The sequence below is a fragment of the Nocardioides panzhihuensis genome (assembly GCF_013408335.1).
In the GTDB taxonomy this organism is placed as follows: domain Bacteria; phylum Actinomycetota; class Actinomycetes; order Propionibacteriales; family Nocardioidaceae; genus Nocardioides; species Nocardioides panzhihuensis.
Genome location: NZ_JACBZR010000001.1, coordinates 4,147,536 through 4,174,005, shown reverse-complemented (window position 1 = coordinate 4,174,005; position 26,470 = coordinate 4,147,536). Strand labels below are relative to the sequence as shown.

25 protein-coding genes and 1 tRNA gene are annotated in these 26,470 nt (G+C 67.8%); 15 read left to right on the top strand and 11 right to left on the bottom strand.

The genetic code is table 11. From position 1 onward, the window contains the following. Positions 1 to 33: 33 nt before the first annotated feature. Positions 34 to 1,317: a uracil-xanthine permease family protein gene (locus tag BJ988_RS19735; protein ID WP_179659635.1), complete on the bottom strand. Its 1,284-nt coding sequence runs from the start codon at positions 1,315 to 1,317 to the stop codon at positions 34 to 36. Positions 1,318 to 1,420: 103 nt separating this feature from the next. Between BJ988_RS19735 and BJ988_RS19730 the strand changes: the two genes are divergently transcribed. Next, the gene (locus BJ988_RS19730) at positions 1,421 to 2,185 is read left to right on the top strand and encodes an LLM class F420-dependent oxidoreductase (protein WP_179659634.1); all 765 of its coding nucleotides are present in this window, start codon (positions 1,421 to 1,423) and stop codon (positions 2,183 to 2,185) included. Between the two features lie 184 nt (positions 2,186 to 2,369). On the opposite strand, the gene msrB is transcribed toward BJ988_RS19730, so the two are convergent. After that, a complete protein-coding gene (msrB, locus tag BJ988_RS19725) occupies positions 2,370 to 2,768 on the bottom strand; it encodes a peptide-methionine (R)-S-oxide reductase MsrB (RefSeq protein ID WP_179659633.1) in 399 nt (132 codons plus the stop codon). A 97-nt stretch (positions 2,769 to 2,865) separates the two neighbouring features. Here msrB and BJ988_RS19720 point away from each other — a divergent pair, with 97 nt between their 5' ends. Then, complete coding sequence (locus BJ988_RS19720) at positions 2,866 to 3,306, top strand: cysteine dioxygenase (RefSeq protein WP_179659632.1); 441 nt, start codon at positions 2,866 to 2,868, stop codon at positions 3,304 to 3,306. A 3-nt stretch (positions 3,307 to 3,309) separates the two neighbouring features. Here the strand turns inward: BJ988_RS19720 and BJ988_RS19715 are convergent, their stop codons facing one another. The 3 genes from BJ988_RS19715 to BJ988_RS31060 form a co-directional block, all read right to left on the bottom strand. Next, positions 3,310 to 4,605 carry a GNAT family N-acetyltransferase gene (locus tag BJ988_RS19715; RefSeq protein ID WP_179659631.1) on the bottom strand — a complete coding sequence of 432 codons (1,296 nt, stop codon included), beginning with the start codon at positions 4,603 to 4,605 and terminating at the stop codon, positions 3,310 to 3,312. Positions 4,606 to 4,645: 40 nt separating this feature from the next. After that, complete coding sequence (locus BJ988_RS19710; RefSeq protein ID WP_179659630.1) at positions 4,646 to 5,533, bottom strand: DUF4349 domain-containing protein; 888 nt, start codon at positions 5,531 to 5,533, stop codon at positions 4,646 to 4,648. Positions 5,534 to 5,657: 124 nt separating this feature from the next. After that, positions 5,658 to 6,923, bottom strand: coding sequence for a pyroglutamyl peptidase (locus BJ988_RS31060; RefSeq protein ID WP_179659629.1), 1,266 nt, complete (start codon positions 6,921 to 6,923; stop codon positions 5,658 to 5,660). A gap of 141 nt (positions 6,924 to 7,064) precedes the next feature. On the opposite strand from BJ988_RS31060, the gene BJ988_RS19700 reads away from it, so the two are divergent. Then, positions 7,065 to 8,150: a DNA polymerase domain-containing protein gene (locus tag BJ988_RS19700; RefSeq protein WP_179659628.1), complete on the top strand. Its 1,086-nt coding sequence runs from the start codon at positions 7,065 to 7,067 to the stop codon at positions 8,148 to 8,150. Positions 8,151 to 8,349: 199 nt separating this feature from the next. Here the strand turns inward: BJ988_RS19700 and BJ988_RS19695 are convergent, their stop codons facing one another. Genes BJ988_RS19695 through BJ988_RS19685 form a run of 3 tightly spaced genes read right to left on the bottom strand, consistent with a single transcriptional unit; the run spans position 8,350 to position 10,834 of the window. Continuing rightward, a complete protein-coding gene (locus BJ988_RS19695) occupies positions 8,350 to 8,874 on the bottom strand; it encodes a hypothetical protein (protein ID WP_179659627.1) in 525 nt (174 codons plus the stop codon). A gap of 32 nt (positions 8,875 to 8,906) precedes the next feature. Continuing rightward, a complete protein-coding gene (locus tag BJ988_RS19690) occupies positions 8,907 to 10,028 on the bottom strand; it encodes an ATP-dependent DNA ligase (protein ID WP_179659626.1) in 1,122 nt (373 codons plus the stop codon). 56 nt (positions 10,029 to 10,084) lie between these two features. Further along, on the bottom strand, positions 10,085 to 10,834 hold the full coding sequence (locus tag BJ988_RS19685; protein ID WP_179659625.1) for an SDR family NAD(P)-dependent oxidoreductase: 750 nt from the start codon (positions 10,832 to 10,834) through the stop codon (positions 10,085 to 10,087). A gap of 139 nt (positions 10,835 to 10,973) precedes the next feature. Here BJ988_RS19685 and BJ988_RS19680 point away from each other — a divergent pair, with 139 nt between their 5' ends. The 10 genes from BJ988_RS19680 to BJ988_RS19635 all read left to right on the top strand — a co-directional run bounded on the left by BJ988_RS19680 (position 10,974) and on the right by BJ988_RS19635 (position 23,315). Next, entirely contained in the window at positions 10,974 to 12,059 is a 1,086-nt protein-coding gene (locus tag BJ988_RS19680; protein WP_179659624.1) for a DUF2817 domain-containing protein, read from the top strand. 8 nt (positions 12,060 to 12,067) lie between these two features. Beyond that, complete coding sequence (locus tag BJ988_RS19675) at positions 12,068 to 13,639, top strand: AMP-binding protein (protein WP_218860989.1); 1,572 nt, start codon at positions 12,068 to 12,070, stop codon at positions 13,637 to 13,639. Continuing rightward, on the top strand, positions 13,636 to 14,679 hold the full coding sequence (locus BJ988_RS19670) for a serine hydrolase domain-containing protein (protein ID WP_179659622.1): 1,044 nt from the start codon (positions 13,636 to 13,638) through the stop codon (positions 14,677 to 14,679). Before BJ988_RS19675 ends, BJ988_RS19670 begins: the two co-directional genes overlap by 4 nt. Before the next feature lie 25 nt (positions 14,680 to 14,704). Then, positions 14,705 to 15,208, top strand: a complete 504-nt coding sequence (locus BJ988_RS19665; protein ID WP_179659621.1) for a MarR family transcriptional regulator — start codon at positions 14,705 to 14,707, stop codon at positions 15,206 to 15,208. A 340-nt stretch (positions 15,209 to 15,548) separates the two neighbouring features. Beyond that, positions 15,549 to 16,514: an ABC transporter permease gene (locus BJ988_RS19660; RefSeq protein WP_179659620.1), complete on the top strand. Its 966-nt coding sequence runs from the start codon at positions 15,549 to 15,551 to the stop codon at positions 16,512 to 16,514. Then, positions 16,511 to 17,368: an ABC transporter permease gene (locus BJ988_RS19655; RefSeq protein ID WP_179659619.1), complete on the top strand. Its 858-nt coding sequence runs from the start codon at positions 16,511 to 16,513 to the stop codon at positions 17,366 to 17,368. The genes BJ988_RS19660 and BJ988_RS19655 overlap by 4 nt, the downstream gene beginning before the upstream one ends. Then, positions 17,365 to 19,299: a dipeptide ABC transporter ATP-binding protein gene (locus BJ988_RS19650; protein ID WP_246321529.1), complete on the top strand. Its 1,935-nt coding sequence runs from the start codon at positions 17,365 to 17,367 to the stop codon at positions 19,297 to 19,299. The genes BJ988_RS19655 and BJ988_RS19650 overlap by 4 nt, the downstream gene beginning before the upstream one ends. A 127-nt stretch (positions 19,300 to 19,426) precedes the next feature. Beyond that, positions 19,427 to 20,995: an ABC transporter substrate-binding protein gene (locus tag BJ988_RS19645; protein WP_179659618.1), complete on the top strand. Its 1,569-nt coding sequence runs from the start codon at positions 19,427 to 19,429 to the stop codon at positions 20,993 to 20,995. 30 nt (positions 20,996 to 21,025) lie between these two features. Continuing rightward, positions 21,026 to 22,036, top strand: a complete 1,011-nt coding sequence (locus BJ988_RS19640; protein ID WP_179659617.1) for a dipeptidase — start codon at positions 21,026 to 21,028, stop codon at positions 22,034 to 22,036. A gap of 133 nt (positions 22,037 to 22,169) precedes the next feature. After that, complete coding sequence (locus tag BJ988_RS19635; protein ID WP_179659616.1) at positions 22,170 to 23,315, top strand: thiolase family protein; 1,146 nt, start codon at positions 22,170 to 22,172, stop codon at positions 23,313 to 23,315. Positions 23,316 to 23,356: 41 nt separating this feature from the next. Here the strand turns inward: BJ988_RS19635 and BJ988_RS19630 are convergent, their stop codons facing one another. The 3 genes from BJ988_RS19630 to BJ988_RS19620 form a co-directional block, all read right to left on the bottom strand. Continuing rightward, positions 23,357 to 23,926 carry a DUF1269 domain-containing protein gene (locus BJ988_RS19630; protein WP_179659615.1) on the bottom strand — a complete coding sequence of 190 codons (570 nt, stop codon included), beginning with the start codon at positions 23,924 to 23,926 and terminating at the stop codon, positions 23,357 to 23,359. 121 nt (positions 23,927 to 24,047) lie between these two features. Then, positions 24,048 to 24,452 carry a PLDc N-terminal domain-containing protein gene (locus BJ988_RS19625; RefSeq protein WP_179659614.1) on the bottom strand — a complete coding sequence of 135 codons (405 nt, stop codon included), beginning with the start codon at positions 24,450 to 24,452 and terminating at the stop codon, positions 24,048 to 24,050. Between the two features lie 97 nt (positions 24,453 to 24,549). After that, complete coding sequence (locus BJ988_RS19620) at positions 24,550 to 24,828, bottom strand: GlsB/YeaQ/YmgE family stress response membrane protein (protein ID WP_246321528.1); 279 nt, start codon at positions 24,826 to 24,828, stop codon at positions 24,550 to 24,552. A gap of 194 nt (positions 24,829 to 25,022) precedes the next feature. On the opposite strand from BJ988_RS19620, the gene BJ988_RS19615 reads away from it, so the two are divergent. Continuing rightward, positions 25,023 to 25,101: transfer RNA gene (locus BJ988_RS19615), tRNA-Gln, on the top strand. Positions 25,102 to 25,226: 125 nt separating this feature from the next. Further along, positions 25,227 to 26,453, top strand: a complete 1,227-nt coding sequence (locus BJ988_RS19610) for an MFS transporter (protein WP_179659613.1) — start codon at positions 25,227 to 25,229, stop codon at positions 26,451 to 26,453. The last annotated feature ends 17 nt before the right edge of the window (positions 26,454 to 26,470 follow it).

Here is a 26,470-nt window from a genome sequence, read left to right as displayed (position 1 = left end):
CCCGCTCCGCGCGTTCGAGGGAGTGGCTAGCTCTCAGCGGCCACGCAGGCGCGCCAGCGCGCTCATCCCGTGGTAGATCACGACCGCGGCGATGGTGCCGAGGGCGATCCCGGTGAAGGTCAGGTCGCCGAAGGTCAGGGTCAGGTTGCCGATGCCGATGACCAGGGCGACGGCGGCGGTGAACTGGTTGACCGGCTGGGAGAAGTCGACCCGGTTGTCGAGCCAGATCCGGATGCCGATCAGGCCGATGAGGCCGTAGAGCGCGACCGTGATCCCGCCGAGCACGCCGGCGGGGACGGTGTTGAGCAGCGCCCCGAACTTCGGGGAGAGCGAGAGCAGGATCGCGACGACACCGGCCACCCAGTAGGCGGCCGTGGAGAAGACCCGGGTCGCGGTCATGACGCCGATGTTCTCGCCGTACGTCGTCGTCGCCGAGCCGCCGAAGCCACCGGCGATGGTCGTCGCGAGGCCATCGGCGAAGAGGGCCCGCCCGGTCTCGCGGTTGATGGAGTCGTCGCCGGCGAGGTGGGCGACGCTGCGTACGTGGCCGACGTTCTCGGCGACGAGGACGAGCACGACCGGCAGGAACATGGGCACGACGGACCAGGACACCGTCGGCGTGGCGAAGTCGGGGAGTCCGAACCAGGCAGCCTCCTGGAACGCCGAGGTGTCGATCTGGCCGGTGATCAGCGCGGCCACGTAGCCCACGACGACACCGACCAGGATCGAGAGCCGCGCGACCAGACCACGGAAGGCGACCGCGACGATCAGCACGGTCGCCAGGGTGATCGCCGCGACCAGCACCGCGCCGTTGTCCGGGTTGGCCGGGTCACCACCGACCACGTTGTTGGTCGCAGCAGAGGCCAGGTTGAGGCCGATCAGCGCGACGATCGCACCGGTCACCACCGGTGGCATCAGCGCCTCGATCCAGCCGGTGCCGGTGACCATCACGATCACGCCGACCAGGGCCAGCAGCGCGCCGGTGATCAGGATGCCGAAGAGCGCCGTTCCCATCCCGCCGCCACCCATCGCGGCGCCGATCGGCGCGATGAAGGCGAACGAGGAGCCGAGGTAGCTGGGCAGCCGGTTGCGCGTGATGAGCAGGAACAGCAGCGTGCCGAGGCCGGAGAAGAACAGCGTCGTGGTCGGCGGGAAGCCGGTCAGCAGAGGCACCAGGAACGTGGCGCCGAACATCGCCACCACGTGCTGGCCGCCGAACCCGATGGTCCGCGGCCAGTTCAACCGCTCGCCGGGCTTGACGATCGCGCCGTCTCGTACGTTCTTGCCGTCTTCGTGCAGGTCCCAACCGAATCGCATCTCGCACCCTCTTCAGCTCTCGTACGGCACGATCCGCCGCCTGCCGAACGATAGGACCGATTGACGCGTGGACAAAGGCCAGACGCTCCGTAATGTTGAGGACATGACGATCCGCATCGGAGTCCAGATCCAGCCCCAGCACGCCGACTACGACCAGATCCGCGACGCCGCGCGCCGCGCCGAGGAGATCGGTGTCGACGTGATCTTCAACTGGGACCACTTCTATCCGCTCTACGGGGAGCCCGACGGCAAGCACTTCGAGGCGTGGACCATGCTCGCGGCGTGGGCCGAGCAGACCTCGCGCGCCGAGATCGGCTGCCTGGTGACCTGCAACTCCTACCGCAACCCCGAGCTGCTCGCCGACATGGCCCGCACCGTCGACCACATCTCCGGTGGGCGCCTGGTCTTCGGCATCGGCTCGGGCTGGTTCGAGAGGGACTACACCGAGTACGGCTACGAGTTCGGCACCGCCGGTGGCCGCCTCGACGCCCTCGGCGAGGCCCTCCCGCAGATCGAGGCGCGCTGGGAGAAGCTCAACCCCGCCCCGACCCGCAAGATCCCCGTCCTGATCGGTGGTGGCGGGGAGAAGAAGACCCTGAAGTACGTCGCCAAGCACGCTGACATCTGGCACTCCTTCTCCGACGTGGAGACCCTGGAGCGCAAGCGCGGTGTGCTCGCCGGTCACTGCGAGGCGATCGGCCGCGACGTGAACGAGATCGAGATCTCGACCGCCGCTGACAGCGCGGAGGCCGCCAAGCCGCTCTACGACGCCGGCGCCAGGTTGTTCACCTACGGCGTCAACGGTCCCGACTACGACCTCAAGCCGCTCGAGGACCTCGTCTCCTGGCGCGACTCGGTCGGCGCCTGACCGTTCGCCGAGGCGAGCACCGCGTCACGCCCGGGATGGTCGAGGTTTCTCGGTCCTGACCACATCGCGATCCGAACTGTCACGGCGCAACGCCAGCCGGGTCAGGCCTGGTCGTCAGGCTCCGCGCTGCGCGCGGTCGCTCCCTCGCTCGGCGCGAGCGGACGAGCAAGCTCGCCGCTCGACCTCACTCAGTCGCATCCAAGGAGATCGAGATCGAGTTGATGCAGAACCGGTCGCCGGTCGGCGTGCCGTAGCCGTCGGGGAAGACGTGACCGAGGTGGGAGCCGCAGTTGGCGCAGCGGACCTCGACCCGGTCCATCCCGTGGGTCTTGTCCTCGATGTATTCGATCGTGTCGCTGATCGGCTGGTAGAACGACGGCCAGCCGCAGCCGGAGTGGAACTTGGTGTCGGACTCGAAGAGCTTGGCCTTGCAGGCCTTGCACGAGTAGACGCCCTTGGCCTCGGTGTCGGTGTATTCGCCCGTGAACGCCCGCTCGGTGCCCGCCTGGCGCAGCACCGCGTACTCCTCAGGCGTCAGCTCTGCACGCCACTCCTCGTCGGACTTCTCCACGTTGTAACCCATGGTTGAAATGGTACGTCTGAGGTGGGAGCACAACTCCATTGCCAAAATCGAGCAATCTACTATACTTAAGTTCACGACGCTTCTGGAGGAGGCCACCTTGACCGCCCTTGCCACACAGCCTCTGCTGGACGCCATCCGCACTTACGCCGAGGACGACCTGCTCGCGCGGGTTCAGGTGCCCGAGACCGGCCGCGAGTTCCACCTGCTCCACCGCGACGACGAGGTCGAGATCTGGCTGATCGCCTGGTCGCCGGGCGCCAGCACCGGCTTCCATGACCACGGCACCGCGACCACCGCGTTCACCGTGCTCACCGGCAGCCTGGTCGAGCACAACTGGCTCGGTGGCCTGCAGATCGCCGACGTCGGCCCCGGCGACGCCCGGGCGCACGACGCCGGTCACGTCCATGACGTACGCAACGTCGGCTCCCGCCCGGCGATCAGCCTGCATGCGTACGCACCGAGGTTGGACGCGATGCACCACTACCGCTTTCTCGGCGACCGGATCGACCTGATCGGCGCCGAGCCCGGACGCCCCTGAGGCTCAGAAACCGGTGATGCAGTAGGGCGGCGGACCGCCGTCGGCCATCGCGGCCCAGGTCTCGATCGCCTCGGGCGAGCCGGTGATCCGGCCGGCCGCCACCAGGGTGCGGACGTCGACGCCACCGAGATACAGGGCACCGAGGGTGTCCGCGGCCAGCTCGACGGTGGGGGTGGCGTCGGTCGGGGTGACCTCGGCGACCCCGTCCCTCACCGCGACCCGCCAGGCACCGGCAGCGTGTCCGAGCGCGTCGTCGACACCGATGACGACCTCGCCCGCGGCGTACCAGGGTCGTGCCTGTAGGGCCGCCGGCACGTCGAGCAGGCGCACCCACAGCATGTCGTCGAGCTCGGCGCTCTTGACCGCGAACGGCTCGGCGAGCGCCCAGTAGAGCGGGTCCTGGAGCGGCGCTTTGCGCCACATGACCCGCTCGACGAGGTCGATGTCGGCGAGGAATCGCCACAGTCGCAGATAGGCCGCCGGGGTCAGGGCCACCAGGTCGATGACCCGCGCCATCCGCAGTCCGGAGTCGTTGCGCTCGTCGGCGGTCTTGTAGATCGCGTAGCCGTCGGGCGTGCCGGAGGCGTCCAGGTGCAGCGCGGCCCGCTGCTTCGACTCGCCCTTCGAGTCGCCGTCGAAGTCGTAGGCGCTGGAGAGCCACGGCTCGTAGAACTGTGGCCTGGTGACCGACCCGCGGGTGCGTTCCTGGAAGGTGCCGTAGATCTCGGCGACCGTCTTCCACGCCTCGCCCGGCTCGACCAGCGTCACCGAGCCATCGTCGACGGGGACCTCCGGACGGTAGCGGAACTTCGAGGTCACATCGACCTCGATCTGGCGCAGATGTGTGGCCGTGCCGAACCCGAAACGACCGTAGATCGAACCCTCCGAGACGGTCAGCGCCGCCAGCGGCACCCCCGCGGCGACCGCGTCGGCGAGTGCGACGGTCATCAGCTTGCGCAGCAGCCCCTGGCGCCGGTGGGTGGGGGAGACGGTCACGTCGCTGATCAGCAGAGCCGGCAGGCTGGCGCCGCCACCGACGTTGACCGGCGACGTCCAGGACGAGAAGGTCGCGACCGGGATCGTGGCGGAGGAGAACTCCGAGCTCTCCGCCCATGCGCCTCGGAGCGTCACCGAGTCGGCGCGGATGTGGTCGCGCCAGACCTGCAGCCCGTCGTCGCTGCCTCGGGTCTGGTGGAAGCCACGTCGAGTCGCTTCGTACCATCCCTTCAGCAGGGCATCGTCCCCGTCGAACGGGTCGAGACTGCGAAAGACGAGACCGGGGTGCTCGAGCGCGCTCATGATCAGAACGTACGCCGTCGAGCAACCCGATCTCGACTGGTTATTCCTCTGCCGAGCCCGTGGCCGTGGCCGGGACCGGAGCCGGCGTGACGACCGCCTTCCGCCGCCGAAGGAGCCAGACGGGCGCGATGAGGAGCAGGACGACCGGCGTCCACGGAAGGATGGCGCCGAAGGCGACCGCGAGCACCCGAGCCGAGGCCCCGAGCGCGTCCCAGCCGGCGCTCAGACCGGCCAGGAAGCCGGGGTCGTCCCCGGAGGAGCCGCCGGGGCCGGCCCGGTCGATGCTCACCGTGATCGTCGAGAGCGAGGTCTGGTCCTCGAGGGCCGCCTGCTGGGCGAGCAGCGAGTTGAGATCGGCCTCGCGGCGGGCGAGCTCGGACTCGATCGCGATGACGTCACCGATCGCATCGGCGCGGGAGAGGAGCGTACGGATCCTCTCGATGCTCGTTCGGGCGTTCTTCACCCGCACCTCGGTGTCGACGACCTCGGTGGTGACGTCGGTGGTCGTGGTGTTGGAGTCCACCAGGGTGGCGGTCTCCTCGAGGTCGGCCATCGCAGCGTCGAACGACTTCGACGGGATCCGGAGGACCATCCGGGCATGGCTCGGGCCGTCGTCGTCGCTGTCGCTGGTCTCCTGCTGGGTGACCTGGCCGGCGTACCGATCGGTGATGTGCTGGACCTGCGAACGGGTCTTCGCGACATCTTTCGCACGGAGCGAGGCCGAGCCGGTGGAGATGATCGATGCTTTCGTGACGGCCTGCTTCGGGGCGGCGGCATCTGCATCCTCCGCGGCCATCTCCGGACCTGCCGCCTTCCCGGCTGATTGGTCGGCGAGCGACTCGACCGAGCCGGAGTCGGCGGAGGAGCCGCCCGATCCGTCCGACCCGCCGCAGGCGCCGAGGGCGAAGATGCTGACGATGCTGATCACAAGGGCCGCACCCGAGATAGGCCTGACCTTTGCTGTTTTCATGCCCTCAGTACGCCCGGGGGCATGAAAACGGTGCGGGAGACGGCTAGTTCTTTCGGGCCATCTCCTTCTGGCCATCTCCGGATCAGCTCGTCGCCGCAGCCGCCACGAGATCGAGAGCCTGGGCCACGATGTCTGCCCGCATGTCGGCCAGCGGTTCACCGCTGGCGTCCCCGTCGAGGATCGGTACGTGGATGTGACCCTGCTTGGTGTCGGCCTGGAGCGCGTCGCGGAGGGCGGTGGTGCGGTAGGCCGACTCGTTGGACAGGTAGTCACCGCCGCCGCCGGCGACCGCCGTGGAGCCCGGCGTCGGGTCCTCGCGGGTGACCGGCGCGGTCGATCCGGCCGGGATCTCGGTGATGGTCCGGTTGATGTTCACCGGGTAGGTGCCGGGCACGGCCGCCTTCATCGCCTCGACCGGCAGCGTGGTCCGGGTCCACTGCGGCTGCGGGTCGGCATGAGGTACGTCCTCGGGAATCGGGATCGTCTCGTTGACGCTGACGCGGTCGTTGTCGGGGAAGGTGCCGCGATGGGCGCCGTTCCAGACCTCCAGGTCGAAACGGCCCGCGCGGCCCTGGCTGATGGTGATGGCGGTGTCCACGTCGCGCTTGCCGGGGACCAGGTGTGGCAGGAACGCGCGCTCGACGGTGCCCTGCGCGAACGGCTCCCACAGCACCGGGAACACCACGGTCTGGATCTCGACCGGACCCTTCGCCGTCTGGACGACGCGCCCGTCCATCGCCAGCGCCGTCGCCCCGGACGGGTTCGACTGGCGGATGTTGCGATCAAGGGTGAACGGGTCGAAGCCGGAGGCCAGCACCTGCCGGGACCGGCCGGACTCGCCGCGGGCGAAGGCGGTCGACTCGATCCCGCGCGAGCTCCGGTCGAAGGCCGCCAGCACTTTCGCCCGGGCGTCCTCGGACCAGGTCCGGTACGCGGGAGCGACTCGCGCGATCTCCAGCTCGCCCGCGAGCCGGGCCCAGTAGAGCGGCCGGTCGTCGCTGCGCGGCAGGTCGCCACCGGCGTCGCCGCGGCCCTGTACGCGGTCGACCGCACGCTGCCACAGCGCCTGGCCGGCGAGCCGTGCCGCAGCGGTGGCGGCCCTGCTGCTGCCGGCGTCGCAGACGGCCGTCCTCACCGCGCCGGCGACGTCGTCGAACCCGGAGCGGGCCAGGATGTCGGTCACCGTCGGGTCGGTGAGCCGGGTGTGCTCCACCCGGGTGTCGGGCGAGGCGACCGTCCCGCAGGCCGGGTTGGTGCTCGCGGTCGAGGGAGCGCCGGTGAGGCCGAGGGTGATGGCGGCGGCCAGGGCCGCCGTAGCGGCGGTCAGGGCCGTGGTTCGAGTCGACATGTTGGGGGTCCTCCGAGATCGCAGCGGTCGCCGTACGTTGGAGCGGATCATGCCGGTCTCAAGATGTACTGGCCAGTGAGTTGCGGATTTCGTCCGGGCGATTTCGCTGGGGGAGGGGCTTGAAGCGGCTAGGTTGGCGCCATGGCGAAGACACCGGCCGCACATGTGCAGGTAGGCGAGCGCGAGGTGCGGATCTCCAGCCCTGACCGGGTGATCTACGAGGCCACCGACCGGACCCCCGAGGTGACCAAGCTGATGGTCGCGGAGTTCTTCGCCTCCGTCGGCGACCCGCTGATGCGGGCGCTGCGCGAGCGCCCCACCGCCCTGGAGCGCTGGCCCGACGGCTGGCGCGAAGGCATGAAGCTGGCCACCGGACCCACAGACAAGGAAGGCGACGGCTTCTACCAGAAGCGCACGCCCAAGGGTGCTCCCGACTACCTCGAGGAGGTCGAGATCACCTTCCCGAGCGGACGTAAGGCGCGGGAGGTCTGTCCCACCGAGCCCGCGATCCCGGTCTGGTGCGCCCAGATGGGCACCCTCACCTTTCACCCCTGGCCGGTGCGCAAGGATGACGTCGACCACCCCGACGAGCTGCGCATCGACCTCGACCCGCAGCCCGGCACCGACTTCAGCGACGTCAAGCGCGTCGCAGCGATCGCCCGCGAGACCCTGGCGGAGCTCGGCCTGCGCGGTTTCGCGAAGACCAGCGGCAACCGCGGCGTGCACATCTACGTACGCATCCGGCCGGAGTGGACCTTCGAGGAGCTGCGCCACGCCGCGATCGGCTTCGGCCGTGAGCTGGAGCGTCGCGACGGGGGAGTGACCACCGCGTGGTGGAAGGAGGAGCGCGGGGAGCGCATCTTCGTCGACTTCAACCAGAACAACCGGGATCGGACGATCGCCAGCGCCTACTCGCTGCGCCCCAAGCCCGGCGCTCCGGTTTCCACCCCGCTCACCTGGGACGAGCTCGCCGACCTCGACGACCCACGAGAGCTCAACCTCTTCACAGTCCCCGAGCTCCTCGCCGACGGCGACCGCTGGGCGGAGATCGACGACGAGGCGTACGACCTCGGGCCCCTGCTCGAGCTCTGGGAGAAGCTGCCCGGAGGCGAGCTGAACTTCCCGCCCGACTACCCGAAGATGCCCGGCGAGCCACCGCGCGTGCAGCCGAGCAAGAAGGTCGCCTCCCACTGGGACGAGGACGGCAACCGGATCGACGACAAATGACAGAAGTGCCTGCTCAGCGCGGATCCCCCGATCGCACGAGCAGGCACTTCTTGTCCGCTGGATCCCCCCAGAACAGCGGACCCCAAGATCCTAGGGGAATGCGGGCCACAACTGCCATGCGAAGCCGGTAACAGAGCGGTAACCTTTGGTGTGTTCGCCGTCACTTCCGCAGATTCAGCGGTAATGACGACGACACGCCTCACATGCCGCTGATTCCTTCGCCTTCGCCGGCCTGCTCGTCGAAGTTCTCGTGCTCGATCAGGTGCAGCACCGGGACGTCGAGGTGGCGGCGGGCCTGATGGGTCCAGTCGACGTGGAAGAACTCGGCGACCACGTGCGGGCGGGTCATGATGATCGCCTCTCGACCGTCGACCGCTGTGACCTTCGCGCGTAGCGCCTTGACCGGGTCCTGGACGAGCTCTCCGTTGGCGGAGGCTCCGGAGCTCTTCAGGACCTGCAGCGTCTGAGCGAGAGCCTTCTCGGCACCCTCCCTGGCCTCTTCGCGCACCGCGTCGAGGTCGACCTCGTTCATGATCATGGCCGAGCCGAGGTATTCGGCCGCGCTGAGAGTGCCCATCGCCGACTCGATCCGAGCAGCGGCGTCCTCCAAGGGCAACAGCACGTGGTAGACCGGGTCCTCGACTCCCTCGTGGAGGGAGTGGACCCGGGTCGCGTCGTCGAGAGTGAGTGCCTGCTCGACCAGGAGTACGACGTCGTAGCTCATGCCTTGACCTTATCCGGATTTAACTGGGCTGTTCAGCGGGGCACTCCGAGCACTTCCGCCAGCTCGTACGCCACGGGTTCCTCGAGCTGGTCGTACCCGCACGACTCCGGCTCGCGGTCGGGACGCCAGCGCTTGAACTGGGCAGTGTGCCGGAACCGGCGTCCCTCCATGTGGTCGTAGCCGACCTCGACGACCCGCTCGGGACGCAGCGGGGTGAAGGACAAGTCCTTCCCCTGTGACCAGCGGCTCTGGGTGCCGGGGACGCGGTCGGGGTTGGCGGTCAGCCACTCGCTCCAGCGTCCCCACGGGTGCTCCTCGATCGGAACGACCAGCTCCTGGAGCTCCTGCCACAGCTCGGCGCGTCGCGCGGCGGTGAACGAGGCTGAGACCCCGATGTGCTGCAGCTCCGGCCGGCCGTCCTCCCCGGGTGCGTACAGACCCAGCAGCAGGCTCCCGAGCAACGGGTTCTCCGGCGTCGAGGTCTTGTGCTCGCGATAGCCCGCTACGACCACGTCAGCCGTACGCGAGTGCTTGATCTTCAGCATCGTCCGCTTGTCGGGGACGTAGGGGGCGTCCAGCGGCTTGGCCATCACCCCGTCCAGCCCGGCGCCCTCGAACCGGGTGAACCAGTCCTGGGCGACCTCGGGGTCGGTCGTCGTCGTGCACAGATGCACGCTTCGCTTCCGGTGGTCGAGCTCGTCGAGACCCGCGAAGACGTCCTCGAGCGCGGCCCGCCGCTCCGACAGCGGTTCGTCGAGGAACGACCTGTCGCCCAGCGCGAGCAGATCGAAGGCCGCGTACGCAGCGGGCGTCTCCTCCGCCAGCAGGTTGATCCGCGACTCGGCCGGGTGGATCCGCTGCTGCAGAACCTCGAACTCCAGCCGGTCGCCGACCGCCACGAAGATCTCTCCGTCGAGCACGATCTTCTCCGGCAGCACCTCGCGAAGCGCCTCGACCACCTCGGGGAAGTAGCGAGTCAGCGGTTTGGTATTGCGCGAGGCCAGCTCCACCTCGTCGCCGTCCTTGAACACGATGCACCTGAACCCGTCCCACTTGGGCTCCAGTTGGACGTTGGGCGCCATCGAAAGCACCTTCTCGAGCGATGCCGGCTTGGCCAGCATCGGCAGGATCGGCGGCATCACTGGAAGGTCCACATGCCAACCGTAGGGGATCGATGTGCGCTACGTGGGCGACCGAGGTTTCGGACGAGTCAGCGGGGCGCCATCCGGAGGGCACCATCCATCCGGACGACCTCGCCGTTGATATAGTCGTGCGCGATGAGCTGGGTCACCAGCAGAGCGAACTCCTCGGGCCTGGCCAAGCGCTGCGGGAAGGGCACGCCTTCCGCGAGCCCGGCGCGATATTCCTCGCTCACGGTGGCGAGCATCGGGGTCTCGACGATGCCGGGTGCGATGGTGTTGACGCGGATGCCGTGCCGGGCGAGGTCCCTGGCTGCCGGGAGGGTCATCGAGACCACGCCGCCCTTCGAGGAGGCGTACGCGGTCTGCCCGACCTGGCCATCGTAGGCGGCGATCGAGGCGGTGTTGATCACGACGCCGCGCTGGCCATGCTCGAGCTCGGTGCTGCGCGCCATCTCCTCGGCCGCCAGCGCCAGCACCGTGAAGGTGCCGACCAGGTTGACCGACACGACCTTCGCGAAGAGGTCGAAGTCGTGGACTCCGGCACGCCCGACAATGCGGGCCGAGGGGCCGATCCCGGCGCAGTTCACCGCGATCCGTAGCGGCGCGGCGGTGGCGGCCTCGGCCACCGCGCGCCGTACCTGGATCGGGTCTGTGACGTCGGTCGAGACGTGGGTCACGCCGGAGACCGGCTCGACGCCGTCGAAGGCGAGGTCCAGCGCGACGACGTGTGCGCCGGCGTCGGCCAGTGCGCGAGCGGTCGCTGCTCCCAGCCCCGACGCTGCGCCGGTGACGATTGCGGAGGTGCCGTGGATGTCCATCTGTTCTCCTGGTCTGTATGTGAGCGGTGGGTGGTTCAATACCCAAGAAAGACGCATTGCCAATAGATGGTAATGCATGTAATCATCGATCCATGAAATCGATGAGACGATCGACGCCGTGGCGAAATCGGAGGTGGCTGTGAGCGAAGCGTTCAGCGATACGTATGCCGAGGCGCGTCGCCGGTTCCTCGACTTGGTGGCTGAGCGGGGCGCGCAGCTCGAGTCAGTGCCACATCCGACCGAGCGCGGTGCTGACGGTGAGGAGCTGGCCATCGACGTGGCCACGTTCGGTGATCCCGAGGCGGCCAAGAGCTTTCTCGTCGTCTCGGGGACGCATGGTCAGGAGGGCTTCCTCGGCTCGGCCCTCCAGCTCGAGCTGCTCCGCGAACTCGAGATTCCCGATGGGGTCAACATCGTGGCGCTGCATGCGCTGAATCCGTGGGGCTTCTCGCACCACTCGCGCACCGACGAGGACAACATCGACCTCAATCGCAACTTCCTCGACCACGAGGACCCGTTTCCTCGCAACGAGCTCTATCGCGAGCTGTTTCCGACGCTGTGCCCTGAGGGCTGGACGGAGGAGACGAGCGACTGGAGCGGTGTCCTCGACGAGATGGTGCGTGCCCATGGGCCGCAGCAGATGATCACTGCCCTCTCGGGCGGACAGGCTGTAGAGCCGACGGGCATCACCTACGTCGGGGACCGCCCGGCCTGGTCGCACACGGTCGTCGCCGAGCTCCTGCCACATGTGCTGGCCAACGCCGAGAAGATCGCCTTCATCGAGTGGCACACCGGCATCGGCGAGTGGGGCGAGCTCGCGCACATCTGCAGCCTTCCGGCCGGCTCGCCCGGGCATGAGCGGGTGGTCGACTGGCTAGGGGAGTCGGCGCGCACGAGCTTCTCCTCCTCTGCCCGGATGTCGGAGGGGCACACGCCGTCCTACACCGGATTCTTCTCCGCCTGGCTGCCCAGCACCGCGCCGTGGGCGGAGTGGGCCGGACTCCTGATCGAGGTCGGCACCTACGACAACCTGACCGTGCTCAACACCGTGCGCATCGACCGGTGGTTGAAGTACGCCACCGGACAGACCTACACCTCGCGCGAGGAGATGCTGGACCTGATGATGGAAGGGCTCAACCCGGCTTCGCCGGCTTGGCGCGCGGCAGCCATGAAGAATGGGATCGACGCTCAGATGCGCATGCTTGAAGGGCTGACCCAGTGGTGACGAACCCAGTGGTTACCGACCGACGCTTCGAGCACCTCAACGATCTGCTTGTCCGTGCGCTACGTACGCACTCGGGCAAGACGCTCGTCGTCGAGTCCGACGGCACGACCTGGACCGGGGCACAGCTCGAGGTCGCGATCGCGCGGTGCGCGGCAGTTCTGGACGGGCTCGGTCTCCGGTCAGGCGACCGGGTCGCGCTGCTCTCCGGCAACCGCATCGAGGTGCTCTTCGTCCAGCAGGCCGTTGCCGCGCTGGGCGGCGTCTTCGTGCCGTTGCACCCTTTGGGCAGCCCCGCCGACTTCGCGCACATCCTCGACGACGCCGCGGCGACCCATGTGGTCGTGGACGGCGCGCGGATCGACGAGATCACCGAGGCGGTCGAGATCGCGGGCAGCAGCGCGCAGGTCCTGAGGATCGGGGGCGGGGGAGCCGACGACCTGCGGGTGCTCATGGCGGCCGAGACCGCGACCGTGCTCGAGCCGCGTCCCAGCGACCTCGAGGCGATCTGCCGCATCGTCTACACCGGCGGCACCACCGGGGTGCCGAAGGCGAGCCAGGTCAGCTTCCGCAGCATGTCGACGATGTATGGCATCCAGCTCGCGGACTGGCAGTGGCCCGACGAGATCCGCAACCTGCTGGTCGCGCCGCTCAGCCATGCGGGCGGAGTCAACTTCGTGCCGACGATCGCCCAAGGCGGCACCCTCTACGTCCAGCAGAACTTCGACGCGGGCGAGTTCCTGGCTGCGGTCGAACGGCATCGCATCACGTGTGCGCTGCTCGTGCCGACGATGATCAGCGCAATCCTGGACCACCCGCACCTGAGCAAGCACGACACCTCCAGCCTCGCCACCGTGTTCTACGGCGCCTCGCCCATCTCCCCCCAGCGGCTCAGGGACGCCATCGCCCGGTTCGGGCCGATCTTCTTCCAGTTCTACGGCCAGGCCGAGGCGCCGACCACCGTATGCGTGATGCGGCGCGAGGAGCATGACGTCACCTCCGACGCCCGCATGGCCTCCTGCGGGCGGCCTGTGGCCGAGGCCGAGGTGCGCCTCGTCGACCACGACGACGTCGAGGTCCCCGACGGGCAGCCGGGCGAGCTGTGTGTCCGCGGCCCCCTCCTGATGAGCGGCTATCTCAACCTGCCTGAGGACACGGCTCAAGCGATGCGCGGCGGTTGGGTGCACACCGGTGACGTCGCCGTACGAGACCCGGACGGCTTCCTGCGCATCGTTGACCGCGCCAAGGATCTCGTCATCACCGGCGGTTTCAACGTCTACCCCCGCAGTGTCGAGGATGCACTCGAGGAGCACCCCGCTGTGGCTGCTGCGTCGGTCTTCGGTGTCCCGGACGACTACTGGGGCGAGATCCTCGTCGCCGCGGTCGAGGTGCGCGATCCTGGTGTCACGGTCGACGACCTCAAGGCACACGTACGCGCGCGCAAGGGCTCCGTACAGACTCCGAAGCGCATCGACATCGTCGAGAGCATCCCGCTGACCCAGGTCGGGAAGCGTGACAAGAAGGCGCTCAGACGCGCGTTCATCGAGCAGGCGCAAGCCACTACGACCGGAGGACCCCGATGAGCACGACACACGCACTGCGCGAGCAGCTCGCTCGGCTGATGGAGGAGCGCCACGTGCCCGGGCTGCAGGCCGTGGTGCTGCATCACGGCGAGATCGTGGCTTCGGAGACACTCGGCGTGGCCAACCTCGAGCACGACGTGGCGGTGACCCGGGAGTCGGTGTTCTCCATCAACTCCATGGCCAAGGCGTTCACCGGGATCGCCCTGATGCAGCTGGTCGAGTCCGGCGACCTCGACCTCGATGCCCCGGTCTCGCGCTACCTCGACGCGCTGCCCGAGGCCTGGCAGCCGATCACGATCCGACAGCTCGCCACCCTCACCTCCGGGCTCCCGGAGATCATGGCCTACGGCGCGGACAGCTCGGTCGGGCTGGTCGCTGCGGACGAGGAGGCCGCCTGGGCTGTCGTGCACGCCGCGCCGATGGAGTTCGAGCCCGGCCGAGGCTACAACTATGTACAGACCAACTACGCCCTGCTCGGTAAGGTCATCGACCGGCTCAGTGGCAAGCCGTTCGTCGACTTCATCGCCGAGCGCCAGTTCGACATCGCCGGGATGACCCACACGCGCTACGCCAACGACCACGACCTCATTCCCCACAGGGCAGACACGTACATGAGCATCGATGCCTCGGGTGAGCCCACGGGGCGCATCGACAGGAGCCGCCTGGACTGGCCGCACGTGCTCCGTACCGCCGCGGGACTCCATAGCACCGCCGACGACCTGGCCGCCTGGATGTCGGCCCTCGAGAGCGGTGCGCTGCTCTCCCCGGCGAGTCGCGACACGCTGTGGACCCCGGTCCCCACGTACGACGGCAGCCCCGGCTTGTGGGGGATCGGCTGGCTGGTCTTCGAGCGACCTCAAGGGCTGGTCCCGGCGCCGGGCGGTGGTGGAAAGGCCCAGATCGCCCGGTATCCCGACGGGCTGACGCTGATCGTGCTCACCAACCTGCTCGGCGCGTTCCCCGAGCACGTGGCGGTTGCCCACGGCAAGCCGATCGACCTCGTCTACATGGACGACCTCCTCCCGTACTGCCCGCGCTGAGATCCCAGAACGATAGGCTGCCGTAGTGGACTTGGATCGCGACCTCATCGAGGTCACGCAACAGGAGTTCGAGCGTCGTGGTGCCCATTCCCACCGTCAGCTCGCCGTATCCCTCGAGGTGGAGCGGATCAACCGCCTGGTGCAAGTGGCCGCTCAGCCGGCCCTTGCTGCAGAGAACCTGACCTTTGCCGGCTGGCAGGCGCTGACCGCGCTCAGCTTTCATCCGGCCAAGCAGATGCCAACTGCCAAGCTGGCACTGCGTGTGGCGGCACACCCGACGACCATCACCCGCACCGTCGACCGGCTCGAGCGCAGCAAGTTCGTCCGGCGATCGCAGGGCAGCGACCGGCGCGTCACCGTCGTCACCCTGCTTCCTGCGGGTGAGGCCGCCCAGGAGGCTGTCGCCACCTCGCTCGACGACAGCGAGTTCGGGCTCGCCGGAGTTCCGGAGGACTCGCTGGACGAGCTCGCTGGGATGCTGCGAAAGGTCCGGCTGCTCGTCGAGGAGCGAATCGCCAGTTCCGACTGAGCCGCTGGCTCGGTGGGACGCGCGGACGTCGCGGCCACAGTACCGGCCCGGCTCCCCGCGTCGGTCTGGCGCGTCCCGGAAGTCCTAGGCGCTTCACGTCGCCTTGGCACGCGCCCTGACGACGCCAATCATCCAGATCCTTCCAGGACTCGCCGGGCAGTTCGTCGCGCCCGAAGGAGCCTGATGGTCGACGGCTCCGCCCTGTGTCGGAGGCACCGAAATATCTCATGATTTACCAACTGATGGCTTGCGGATAGTTGGTAGTGCATGTAATTGTGGGAATACGCCGCCACCAAGATCCGACGGCGTTCATGACGACCTGCACCTCCAGGGAGCACATATGACTGCTCAACGCGTGACGCTGTTCCTCATGCGACGCCTCGGCGCGTTGCTCGCGATGCTGACGATCTTGTCCTTCGTCATCTACTCGCTCCTCTACATCGCGCCCGGCAGCCCGGTTGACATCCTGCTCGGTTCGCAGCCGCGTACGCCGGAGACCGTGCAGCTGCTCAACGAGCGCTACCACCTCGACGAGCCGTTCCTGACCCAGTACTGGATCTGGGCGCAGTCGGCTCTACAGCTGGACTTCGGCACCTCGATCCAGACCACTCTCCCGGTCGAGGAGGAGATCAGCTCGCGACTTCCGGTCTCGCTGTTCCTGGGTGTCTTCGCCTTCGCGCTCACCATGGTCCTCGGCGTCGGTCTCGGGGTGGTCTCGGCGCTGCGGCGAAAGACCGCCATCGACCGCGGGATCGTCGGCGCGACGGTGATTGCGCTGAGCACGCCGGCGTTCGTCAGTGGCGTACTTCTGCTGTTCCTGTTCGCCATCGTCGTCCCGATCTTCCCGGCCGCAGGTGCGGGAGAGGGCTTCGCCGACCGGGCATGGCACCTGACTCTGCCTGCCGTGGCACTGGCGCTGACGGTCTCGGCGTTCGTGCTCAAGCACACCCGGGCCGCGCTGATCGGGGTCATCGACCAGGACTACGTGACGTTCGCTCGTGCGCGGGGCCTCGGGTCGGCGCGGATCCTGCTCACCTACGTGCTCCGCAACGCCCTCATCCCGATCGTCACCATCAGTGGGTTGGTGCTCGGAGCCTTGATCACCAGCGCGTTCCTGGTCGAGGTGACGTTCTCGTTGCCCGGCATCGGGACCCTCCTCGTCGATGCCGCGATCAACAAGGACCTGCCCATGATCCAAGGCGTCGCGCTGGTGATCGCCGTGGTCATCATGGTCGCGAATCTGCTCGCGGACCTTCTCTACATGGCAGTCGACCCCCGGATCCGCCTTGGAAGGAACGCAGCATGAGCATCACACTGGACACCGGCAGGGGCCGCTTACGGCGCCGTCAACGCGCCTCGTGGTCCGTGATCCTGTGCATGACCGTGATCATCGTCGTCGGGCTGCTGGCGCTGCTAGGCGAGCTGATCGCCCCCCAGGCCCCTGACGCCCAGATGACCTCTCTGGGAATGTCTGGCCCGAGTGCCGAGCACTGGCTGGGGACCGACCAGCTCGGCCGTGACATCTTCTCCCGGCTCATCGTCGGTGCCCAGACGGCGTTCGTCGGCCCACTTGTCATCGCCGCCTGCTCGCTGGTCATCGGCGACCTGCTCGGCCTCGTCGCGGGCTACTTCGGGGGATGGGTCGACTCGCTCATCATGCGCTGGGTCGACCTGATGTGGTCGATCCCCTCGCTGCTGGTCATCATCGTCGTCGCCGGAGCATTCGGCGGAGGCTACTGGCTCGCGATCGGCCTCCTGATCGTCCTGGTCGTACCGATGGATGTACGAGTCGTCCGCGGCGCCACGCTCGAGCAGGTGCCTCGCCCCTACGTCGAGTCGGCGAAGACCCTCGGCGTGTCGAACATCAGGATCCTCGTCTCGCACATCTGGCCCAACATCGCTCCGGTCGCGGTGGCGAACTCTTTCCTCATCTTCGCCACAGCACTGGTAACGCTGTCCGGGCTCTCGTTCCTCGGACTCGGGGTGAACCCCGGCACCCCGGACTGGGGTCTGATGCTCGCCGAGAACCTGGATCTGCTGTTCATCAGCCCGGTGGCTGCGCTCGCGCCCGGCCTGATGATCGTGATGACCGCGGCGTCGATGAACGTCTTCGGCGACTGGATCTACGAGCGGCTTTCCGAGAGAGGAGCGTCGCGATGACGCGAACAGATCGCACCCGGACCACGGCGGAGACCATGACCGAGACCATGACCAAGACGGCAGAAGAACAGAGCGGGGAGACCTCCGTCGGAGTCGATCTCCTGACGGGGCCCGCAGCGGTGCCGCTTCTGAAGGTGTCCGACCTCTCGGTCGTGCACAGGACGCCGGCCAGCACCTCCACCGTGGTGTCCGGGGTCGACCTGTCCATCGCCCCTGGTGAGATGGTCGCGGTCGTCGGAGAGAGCGGCAGCGGGAAGTCGGTGACCGCAAAGGCGATCATGGGTCTGCTCCCGCAAGGACTCCACGCGAGCGGCACGATCGCCTTCGACGGCAAGGACCTGATGGACCTGGGGCCCCGCCAGCGGCGGGCGATGCGCGGCAACGCGATCGGGATGATCCTCCAGGACCCCTTCACGATGCTGAACCCCGTGATGCGGGTGGGGCGCATCCTGGTCGAGTCGTTGCCGCCGAAGCTCGCCCGGCGTCCACGCGGAGAGAAGCGGCAGGAAGCCATCCGGCGTCTGGCCGAGGTCGGCATCCACGACCCGTCGGTGGTCGACCGCTACCCCTTCCAGCTCTCGGGCGGCATGCGCCAGCGAGTGGCCATCGCCGCAGCGTTGGCATGCGACCCCGAGCTGCTGATCGCCGATGAGCCGTCGACCGCGCTCGATGTCACCACCCAGCGCGAGATCCTGTCGCTGATCAAGGACCTCCAACGCTCCCGGGGCATGGGTGTCATGTTGATCACCCACGACCTCAGGCTGGCCTTCGGAACCTGCGACCGGGTCCACGTGCTCTACGCCGGCTCGCTCCTCGAAGTCGCCCCGTCGGCCGACCTCGAGCAGGAACCGTTGCATCCCTATAGCCACGGGTTGCTGTTGTCCGAGCCGCCGGCCGACCGCAGGCTCCGCGAGATGGCCTCCATCCCGGGATCCGTACCGGCGGCCGACGACGTCGCCGGTGGCTGCGCCTTCGCGCCACGCTGCCGGTGGGCGAGCGCACGATGCACCGAGTCGCGGCCCGAGCTGGTGGACCTGGGCAACCAGCGATGGTCGCGGTGCCTGCGGCTCGCGGAGATCCGCGACGAGATGGCCGAGATCCGCGCGCGGATCGAGGTCGGCGTCGACGAGGTTTCCGGTGACACCCGCGGTCAGCTGATTCAGGTCCGCGATGTCGTCAAGCAGTTCGACAACGGCAAGCAGGGCGTCCGTGCCGTCGACGGGGTGTCCATGGGCATCGGGATCGGGCAGAGCGTCGGGGTCGTGGGCGAGTCCGGCAGCGGAAAGACGACGCTGGCCCGGATGCTCGTCGGACTGGAGACCGCGTCGGGTGGTGACATCGAGATCGACGGCATCGCGGTCACCGACTGGTCCACGCTGAGCCGCCGTGACGCCCGACGGATCCGGAGCACCGTGCAGATGGTCTTCCAGGACCCCTACTCGAGCCTGAACCCGATGCGCACCATCGGCTGGACTCTCCAGGAGGCGATCCGAACCCACGATCCGAAGGTGACCGACGTCTCGGCCAGGGCCGCAGACCTGCTCGAGACGGTCGGGCTGCCCGCGTCCTACGCCCAACGTAAGCCCGTGGCTCTCTCCGGTGGGGAGCGGCAGCGCGTCGCCATCGGCCGGGCCCTCGCGACCCAGCCGCGGCTGCTGATCTGCGACGAATCGGTATCGGCGCTCGACATGTCGGTGCAGGCGCAGATCCTCAACCTCTTCGGGAAGCTCCGCGAGGAGCAGGGCATCGGCTTTCTCTTCATCACCCACGACCTCGCCATCGTCCGGCAGATCTCGGACTACATCTACGTCATGCACCGCGGACGGGTCGTCGAGCACGGCCAGACCAGCGACGTACTGGATCGGCCGAAGGACGCCTACACCCGGAAACTCATCGACTCGGTGCCTCGATCCGACGGATGGGCCTCGTAGTGGTCTGGACGCGGCGGATGTACGGCACGCCAGCAGCAGTCGGACTCGGAGAACGACAGACGTCAAAGCACGACATGGCAATGGGTTCGACCCCAACGATCAATCGACAGATGAAGTGAGGATGCTCATGCGGAGACAAGGTGCGATCGCAGCCGCGGCGCTCATGACGATGGCGGGCCTCAGTGCTTGCGGAAGCTCTGCGGCCCCATCCGAGTCCGAGGACGGAGGCGCCCTGCGAGTCGGCATCGTGGGCAGCACGAGCACGGTCGACATCGTCGACTCGCAGATGGCTCCCCTCGTCGTGAGTCCAAGCCTGGAGAGCCTCGTCCGGCTCAAGCCGGACGGAAGTCTGGAGCCCCGCCTAGCGGAGAGGGTCGAGAACCCTGACCCGAAGGTATACGTCTACCACCTCAGGAAGGGAGTGGAGTTCTGGGACGGCCAGGAGCTGACCTCGGATGACGTGGTCTTCTCTCTGGAACGCTACCGCGACCCCAACTCCTACACCGCGGCGAAGTACCGCACCGTCGACACCATTGAGGCCACCGACAAGTACACGGTGACCGTGACGCTGAAGACCCCGGACTCCAACTGGGCGACCCAGGCGTCGATGTTCTCCTCCCAGATCATCCAGAAGAAGTTCTATGAGGAGCACGAGGATGACTTCGGCAACCCCGGCACCCTCGTGATGGGAACCGGGCCCTATGAGATCGTCAAGCTCGACCCGACCGGCGGCGCAGAGTTCAAGGCCAACCCCGACTACTGGGGCGGTGACGTCGAATTCGACGAGATGGACGTCAAGTTCTTCGACACCGAGACCAACGCCGCGATCGCCCTACGTGCCAAGTCGATCGACATGGTGCCCAGCGTCGCGAACGCGACGTCGTTCGAATCGACCTCCAAGGCAGAGATCGTCAGCAGCCCGAGCTGCTCCATGGGCTTCGTTGCCCTCAACACGCAGGCGGCACCCTGGAACGACATCCATGTGCGTCGCGCCGTCGCTCACGCAGTGGACCGTTCGGCATTCGTGGACGACGTCGACGGTCACGCCGACCCGATCACCACATTCATCCCGCCGCAGTCGCTCGAGACGATCACGTCGCCGGAGAAGGCCGAGACGATGATCGACTCGCTCCCGCAGTACCCACACGACCTCGACAAGGCGAAGGCGGAGCTGGCCAAGTCGGCCTACCCTGACGGCTTCGAAGCCAATCTGCAGACCACCGACTTCTCCAACAACATCACCGGATCGCAGATCCTCGCCGACCAGCTGGGCAAGATCGGCATCAAGCTGACGGTCAGGAACCAGACCATCGCGAAGTGGGTGGCCGACGTGGGAGCAGCAGTCGAGAAGCGGCCGACCGTCTACACCGCAGGCGCCGGCTGCACACCGACGCCGGGCTACATGCCGTCGTACTGGCTCGGCTCGGATGGCCTGGTCGAGGGCGGCAGCAACCTCGCCGGCTACGGCCCCGAGAAGGTGGACAGCATCATCCAGAAGGCTTCCGAAGCTGATACTCCGGAGGCGCAGTTCGAGGCCTACACCGAGCTCCTCACGCAACTGGCCACCGATGTCCCCTACATCCCGATCATGGCGCTCCAGGCCAACCTGGGCATCGCCTCAGGGTTCGAGTGGGCGAACTACACCCAGCCGTGGTGGAACGCGCCGTGGCCGCTCGACATCACCCGCACCAGCTGACGGCCAACATGAGAGACAGGCGGCAAACACATGACTGAGATCAACCCGTTCGTCTTCGAGGACGCAGTCGTCATCGACTCGGCCTGCGAGTTCGACTACTGGCGCACCCACCTGGACCACTGGCGCAAGGGCGGCACGACCGTCTGCGTGCTCACGGTCTCGGCGCTCGGCGCTGCCAGGGAGGCGCTGTCCGCCTTCGGCAGGTGCTTCGAGTTCATCCGCAACACCCCAGGCCTACGGCTGGCGACCTCCGTGGAGGAGATCCGGGCGGCCAAGGCCGCCGGTGAGATGGCGGTGGTGTTCCACTTCCAGGGCACACGACCCCTCGAGTACGAGCCTTCGCTGATCGAGGCGTACTGGCGGATGGGCCTGCGGATCGTGCAGGTCGCCTACAACCGGCGCGGCATCATGTGCGACGGATGCGAGGAGCCGCAGGACGCCGGGCTCAGCAAGCTCGGCGAGCAGATGCTTGCCGAACTGAACCGCCTCGGCATCCTGGTCGACGTCAGCCACACCGGATGGCGCTCTGCGCTCGAGGTCATCGAAGCGTCGACCGCACCGGTCATCGCCTCGCACTCGAACGCCCACGCGGTGCACCCGAGCACGCGCAACATCCCGGACGACGTCATCAAGGCCATCGCCGCCAGCGGGGGAGTCATCGGGATGAACGGCCTGCCGTTCTTCGTCGCGGCCGACACCGCTCCCACGCTCGACCAGTTCATCGACCACATGGTCCACGTGGACAGCCTGGTCGGCACCGGCCACGTGGGCCTCGGCATCGACTACTGCCGTGGCACCCAGGTCGACGATGACGCGACGCTGACCATGGAGCAGTACGAGGGCCTCATCAAGTCCCAGGTCTGGCGTCGGGAGACCTACCCGCCTCCGCCGTTCAACTTCCCCGACGGCCTCGGCCAGGGCGGCCCGAGCGGCTTTCCCAAGCTCGCGGAGCGGATGCTCGAGCGCGGCTACACCGCCGACGAGGTCCGCGGCGTCCTCGGTGAGAACTGGCTGCGGGTCTACGGCCAGGTCTGGTCCTGAGACGACCGCGCGCGACGGGAACCCCCATGCCCGTTGCGCGCGGTCCCCCCTGAGCAAGGGCGGCACCGCCGACCGGTGTGCGTCCGCATGTCCTGCTGCCTCCGTGCAGCCATCCCAACAGATTGGAAACCTCATGACCCGCGTTGCCATCGTCTCCGGTGTCCGCACCCCCATCGCGAAGAAGGACAAGGCCTACCGCGACGTCCACCCCGTCGACCTGCTCGCGACGTCGTTCGACGGCGCCCTTGCTGCGGCTGGGATCGATCCTGCGAACGTCGACATGGGCCTCGCTGGTGCCACCGGCCAAGTAGGTGGGCAGGCGCAGAACATCGGCCGCAACGCCTGGCTGTCGTCCGGCCTGCCGATGACTGTGCCCATCTCAACGCTCGACGCGCAGTGCCCTTCGAGCCAGCTGGCCACCCACCTCGGCGTCGCCTCGATCATGGCCGGGGACGCATCGGTCGTCATCACGGGAGGCGTGGAGTCGCTGACCCGGGTGCCCACCGGCATCGCGGGAACGGTGGGTGAAGACGGCCCGATCTCGCAGAGCCTGCACGCGCACTGGGACATGCCGCACCAGGGCGAGGCCGCGGAGCGTGCCGCGGACAAGTACGGCATCACGCGGGAAGCGTGCGACGAGTACGGCGTCCGTTCGCACCTCGCCGCGCACGCGGCGTGGGAACGCGGGGCGTTCGACGACGAGACCGTGCCCGTCACGGTCGACGGCACCGTCCTGCTGAACCGCGACGAGGGCATCAGGCCGGACTCCAGTGTCGAGAAGGCGGGGAAGCTGCCATCGGTCTACCGGCCTGACGGTGTGAACAACGCTGCCAACTCCAGCCAGCTCTCCGACGGCAGCGCCGCGATGATCCTGGCATCCGAGGAGGCCTGCGCCCGCTTCGGCCTGACCCCGCTGGCCTGGATCCGGTCGACCACCTTCGTGGGTAACGACCCCGACATCATCTTCGACGGTCCCAACGACGCGACCGCCAAGATCCTCGACCGCACCGGGCTGACCCTCGACCAGATGAAGCTCATCGACGTCCACGAGGCCTACGCGGTCCCGGTCCTGATCTGGCAGGAGCACTTCGGGGTGAGCCTCGACCGCGTCAACCTCGGCGGCGGCGCCATCAGCATCGGCCACCCGTTCGGCGCCACCGGAGCCCGGCAGCTGCTCCACCTCGCCCACGCTCTGCGCGCCGCCGGCGGGGGCATCGGGCTCTCCACGATGTGCGGCGGCGGCGGAATCGCGACCGCCACCATCATCGAGTCGGCCTGAACCCGTCCCACTTGGGCTCGAACGCATAGCCGGCCGCTGCCTCATCCAGTGGCGTCGGTCGCCTGGGCTTCCTTGGCCGCGGCCTTGATGTCTTCGGCCTCGACCTTCTCGACGGTGGACTCGACGATGTTCTCCGCCCGCTCGAGCGCCTTGCGGATCTTGATCTCACCGGGGTCGGAGACCAGCGCGAGCAGGCCGGAGTGTCCTGGCTCGATCGCGTTCTCGAGCTGCTCCTCGAGCTCGCCGCGGTGGTGACGCTGCCGCAGCTTGCCGACGATGGCTCCGGCGCCGCCGGCCACCGCGGCACTGCCCAGGATCGACGGCGGGAAGATCACGCCGAGCGCGATGCCGCCGACGAGGCCCCACTTGAGGCCCGACTTCGTGCTGTGGTCGGTGGCCTTCTGGACCTCCAGCTTCCCCTCGGCCGAGCGCTTGACCACGACGACGCCCTCGATCTCGACGCTGTGGCCGTCCTCGACCGACTTGAGAGCCTCGTACGCCTCCCAGGCGGTGCCCGTGTCGCTGAAGTCTGCGATGAGGAGGGTGTAGGCGCCGTCGGACACGGTGGCCGCGTTCACCTCGAGGTCGGGGGCGTTGGTCTCGTCTGCCATGACAGGGCTCCTTGGTGGTTGGGGTTCCACCCTCGAACGGCCGTGACCTGCTGGCATCACCCGATGCGGGTGGGGTGCGTACCCCACCCGCATCGGGATCGAGGCGATCACCGCCGGGACCTCAGGCGAGTGCCTTGGCCTTCAGGGCTGCGAACTCGCTCTGGTCGATGGTGCCGGCGTCGAGGAGCGCCTTGGCGCTGGCGATCTGATCGGCGGGGGAGACCGGTGCGGCCGGGCCGCCGGCGACCTCCTTGATGTAGTCGGCCTGGGCTGCCTGCAGCTCAGCGACCTTGGCCTGCTGGCGCTCGTTCATGCTGCGGCCGCGGGCGACCAGGTAGATCACCGCGCCGACCCAGGGCAGCAGGACGAGGAGGATCGCCCATCCGGCCTTGGCCCAGCCGCTGAGCGATGTGTCGCCGAACAGGTCGAAGATGCAGCGGATCCAGACCGTCAGCGCGGCGATCCAGATGAAGAACCAGAGCGTCCAGAGGAGCACGGTTCCGAAGTCCTTCAATATGGCGTCCAAGACAAGCCCCTCTTCGTGTGATCCTGCGAACGCAGGATGATCAGTGAGGGGAGTCTGATCGCAGCCTATGGGCGCCGCTTCACCCGTATGGGGTGACTCAGCCCTCGCGGGAACGGCGCCAGAAGCCCCACGCCCAGGTGAGGGGCAGCGCGCCGAAGATCGACCCGATCAGCCCGGTCGCGTGGAGATCGAGGCCGTTGCCGGTCGCGAGGCTGAGCCCCAGGCCACCGACGAAGGAGTCCAGGAGGCCCGTCACCACGGCGGTGGTCCAATCGATGTCCTTCATCGAGCGACCGAGGATGAGCTGGGCCACGCCGCCTGCGACGATGCCGAACAGGATGAGAGCGAGGATGAGCATGTCGGCAACGGATCGCATCCAACCGCCTGGAATCGTCGATTCTGGCGCCAACACGTGACGAGCGTCGGCAAACCCCGGGGTCAGGCCTCAGCCGCCACCGACGGCTCCCGAAGCGAGCGGCCGAGCATCACATCGCAGCTCTCCCTGCACGAGTCAGTGCGGTGAGCGAGACGTTCGCCGTCTACAGTTGTCCCGTGCGTTTCGGCGTACGTTCCCCGGTTGGTCTGCCGGCAGGGCCCGCCTGACTTTGAATCAGGACTAGCGACGTAGGTTCGACTCCTACCCGGGGAGCAGAAACAGCCCGCCAGTTAGTCGCTCGGCATGGAGCGCTGCCGTGTCGAGGTGGTCACGGAACATGGGCGCTTTCGTCGGAAACCGCGCGGTCGGGCCGAGGTCGCACCATAGGCTCGCTCCGCATGAGCGACGAGGCGATGAAGATCCCCGCCTTTGTCCGCTACTGGACTGCGTCGACGACGGGGTCGTTCGGCACCGCCGTCTCGGTCGTCGCGGTCCAGGTGCTCGTCGTCCAAGTGCTGGTCGCCACTCCTGCGGAGGTCGGCATCGTGAACGCCGCCCGAGTTCTGCCGTACGCCTTCTTGGGGCTCTTCGCGGGCGTCCTCGTTGACAGGGTCCGACGCAAACCGCTCTTGGTCTGGTCGAACGCGGCGCAGGCGGTTGCCCTGCTGGCCATCCCGGTGCTCTGGTTGGCCGACGCCCTCACGTTGGTCGTGGTAGCTGCTGTTCTCTTCGTGGTCGGTGCTCTCTCTGTTCTCGAGATCGCTGCGCGGCAGTCATTTCTTCCCCGGCTGGTTCCGAAGAGTGCGCTGCTCTCGGCGAACGCGCGCATCGATCAAGGCGACACGGTCGCGATGACGTCGGGACCGGCCATGGGCGGCGGGTTGGTCGCGTTGATCGGGGCTCCCTTTGCGGTCGTCGCTGATGTCCTCACCTGTGGGTTCGGGGCGGTGATGAACGCTCGTCTACGCGTCGAGGAGCCTCCGCTGCCGCGTCGGCCGAGCACGCCGAGGCAGGTGCTGGAGGACATCGGCGTCGGGGTGCGCTACATCTACCGCCATCGCACTATCGCCCCACACGCGATCTCCACCCACATCTGGTTCATCGGCAACGCGATGGCACTGACGGCGTTCGCGCCGTTCGCGCTGCGCGAGATGGGACTCGCCGCACTCGGCTATGGCGTGGTCATGGCGTTCACCGGCGTCGGCGGTCTGATCGGAGCCCTGATCGCCGTCAAAGCCGGATTTCGTCTGGGGGCTGGGGGCGCCACGTTGCTCGGCTTCACTGTCGCACCGGTGGCCTGGGGAGCTTCTGCACTGGCGCCGCCGACCGCAGTTGGCATGGTGATCCTGGCTGCCGCACAGGTGGTCGCCGGGTTCGGCATGGGCGTCGGGAACTCCAACTCTCTGGGCTATCGACAAGCGGTGACACCGGATGCGCTCCAGGGGCGGATGAATGCGACCATTCGGTCCGCGAACCGCACCTGCGCTGTGGTCGGCGCCTTGGCTGGTGGTCTGGTCGCCCAGCTGCTGGGGCTTCGGCAGGCCCTGTGGGTTGCTGTCGCGATCTTCGTGATCGCAGCAGTGGTCGTGCTCGGCTCACCATTCCGTACAGCTCGCCACGAATGAGGGGGAGCAGGAGGGCA

Excerpts from the sequence above, each read along its gene's own strand:
- BJ988_RS19735 (WP_179659635.1), bottom strand. The coding sequence starts at position 1,317 with ATGCGATTCGGTTGGGACCTGCACGAAGACGGCAAGAACGTACGAGAC.
- BJ988_RS19730 (WP_179659634.1), top strand. The coding sequence starts at position 1,421 with ATGACGATCCGCATCGGAGTCCAGATCCAGCCCCAGCACGCCGACTAC.
- msrB (WP_179659633.1), bottom strand. The coding sequence starts at position 2,768 with ATGGGTTACAACGTGGAGAAGTCCGACGAGGAGTGGCGTGCAGAGCTG.
- BJ988_RS19715 (WP_179659631.1), bottom strand. The coding sequence starts at position 4,605 with ATGAGCGCGCTCGAGCACCCCGGTCTCGTCTTTCGCAGTCTCGACCCG.
- BJ988_RS31060 (WP_179659629.1), bottom strand. The coding sequence starts at position 6,923 with ATGTCGACTCGAACCACGGCCCTGACCGCCGCTACGGCGGCCCTGGCC.
- BJ988_RS19700 (WP_179659628.1), top strand. The coding sequence starts at position 7,065 with ATGGCGAAGACACCGGCCGCACATGTGCAGGTAGGCGAGCGCGAGGTG.
- BJ988_RS19695 (WP_179659627.1), bottom strand. The coding sequence starts at position 8,874 with ATGAGCTACGACGTCGTACTCCTGGTCGAGCAGGCACTCACTCTCGAC.
- BJ988_RS19685 (WP_179659625.1), bottom strand. The coding sequence starts at position 10,834 with ATGGACATCCACGGCACCTCCGCAATCGTCACCGGCGCAGCGTCGGGG.
- BJ988_RS19670 (WP_179659622.1), top strand. The coding sequence starts at position 13,636 with ATGAGCACGACACACGCACTGCGCGAGCAGCTCGCTCGGCTGATGGAG.
- BJ988_RS19660 (WP_179659620.1), top strand. The coding sequence starts at position 15,549 with ATGACTGCTCAACGCGTGACGCTGTTCCTCATGCGACGCCTCGGCGCG.
- BJ988_RS19655 (WP_179659619.1), top strand. The coding sequence starts at position 16,511 with ATGAGCATCACACTGGACACCGGCAGGGGCCGCTTACGGCGCCGTCAA.
- BJ988_RS19650 (WP_246321529.1), top strand. The coding sequence starts at position 17,365 with ATGACGCGAACAGATCGCACCCGGACCACGGCGGAGACCATGACCGAG.
- BJ988_RS19645 (WP_179659618.1), top strand. The coding sequence starts at position 19,427 with ATGCGGAGACAAGGTGCGATCGCAGCCGCGGCGCTCATGACGATGGCG.
- BJ988_RS19640 (WP_179659617.1), top strand. The coding sequence starts at position 21,026 with ATGACTGAGATCAACCCGTTCGTCTTCGAGGACGCAGTCGTCATCGAC.
- BJ988_RS19635 (WP_179659616.1), top strand. The coding sequence starts at position 22,170 with ATGACCCGCGTTGCCATCGTCTCCGGTGTCCGCACCCCCATCGCGAAG.
- BJ988_RS19630 (WP_179659615.1), bottom strand. The coding sequence starts at position 23,926 with ATGGCAGACGAGACCAACGCCCCCGACCTCGAGGTGAACGCGGCCACC.
- BJ988_RS19620 (WP_246321528.1), bottom strand. The coding sequence starts at position 24,828 with ATGCGATCCGTTGCCGACATGCTCATCCTCGCTCTCATCCTGTTCGGC.
- BJ988_RS19610 (WP_179659613.1), top strand. The coding sequence starts at position 25,227 with ATGAGCGACGAGGCGATGAAGATCCCCGCCTTTGTCCGCTACTGGACT.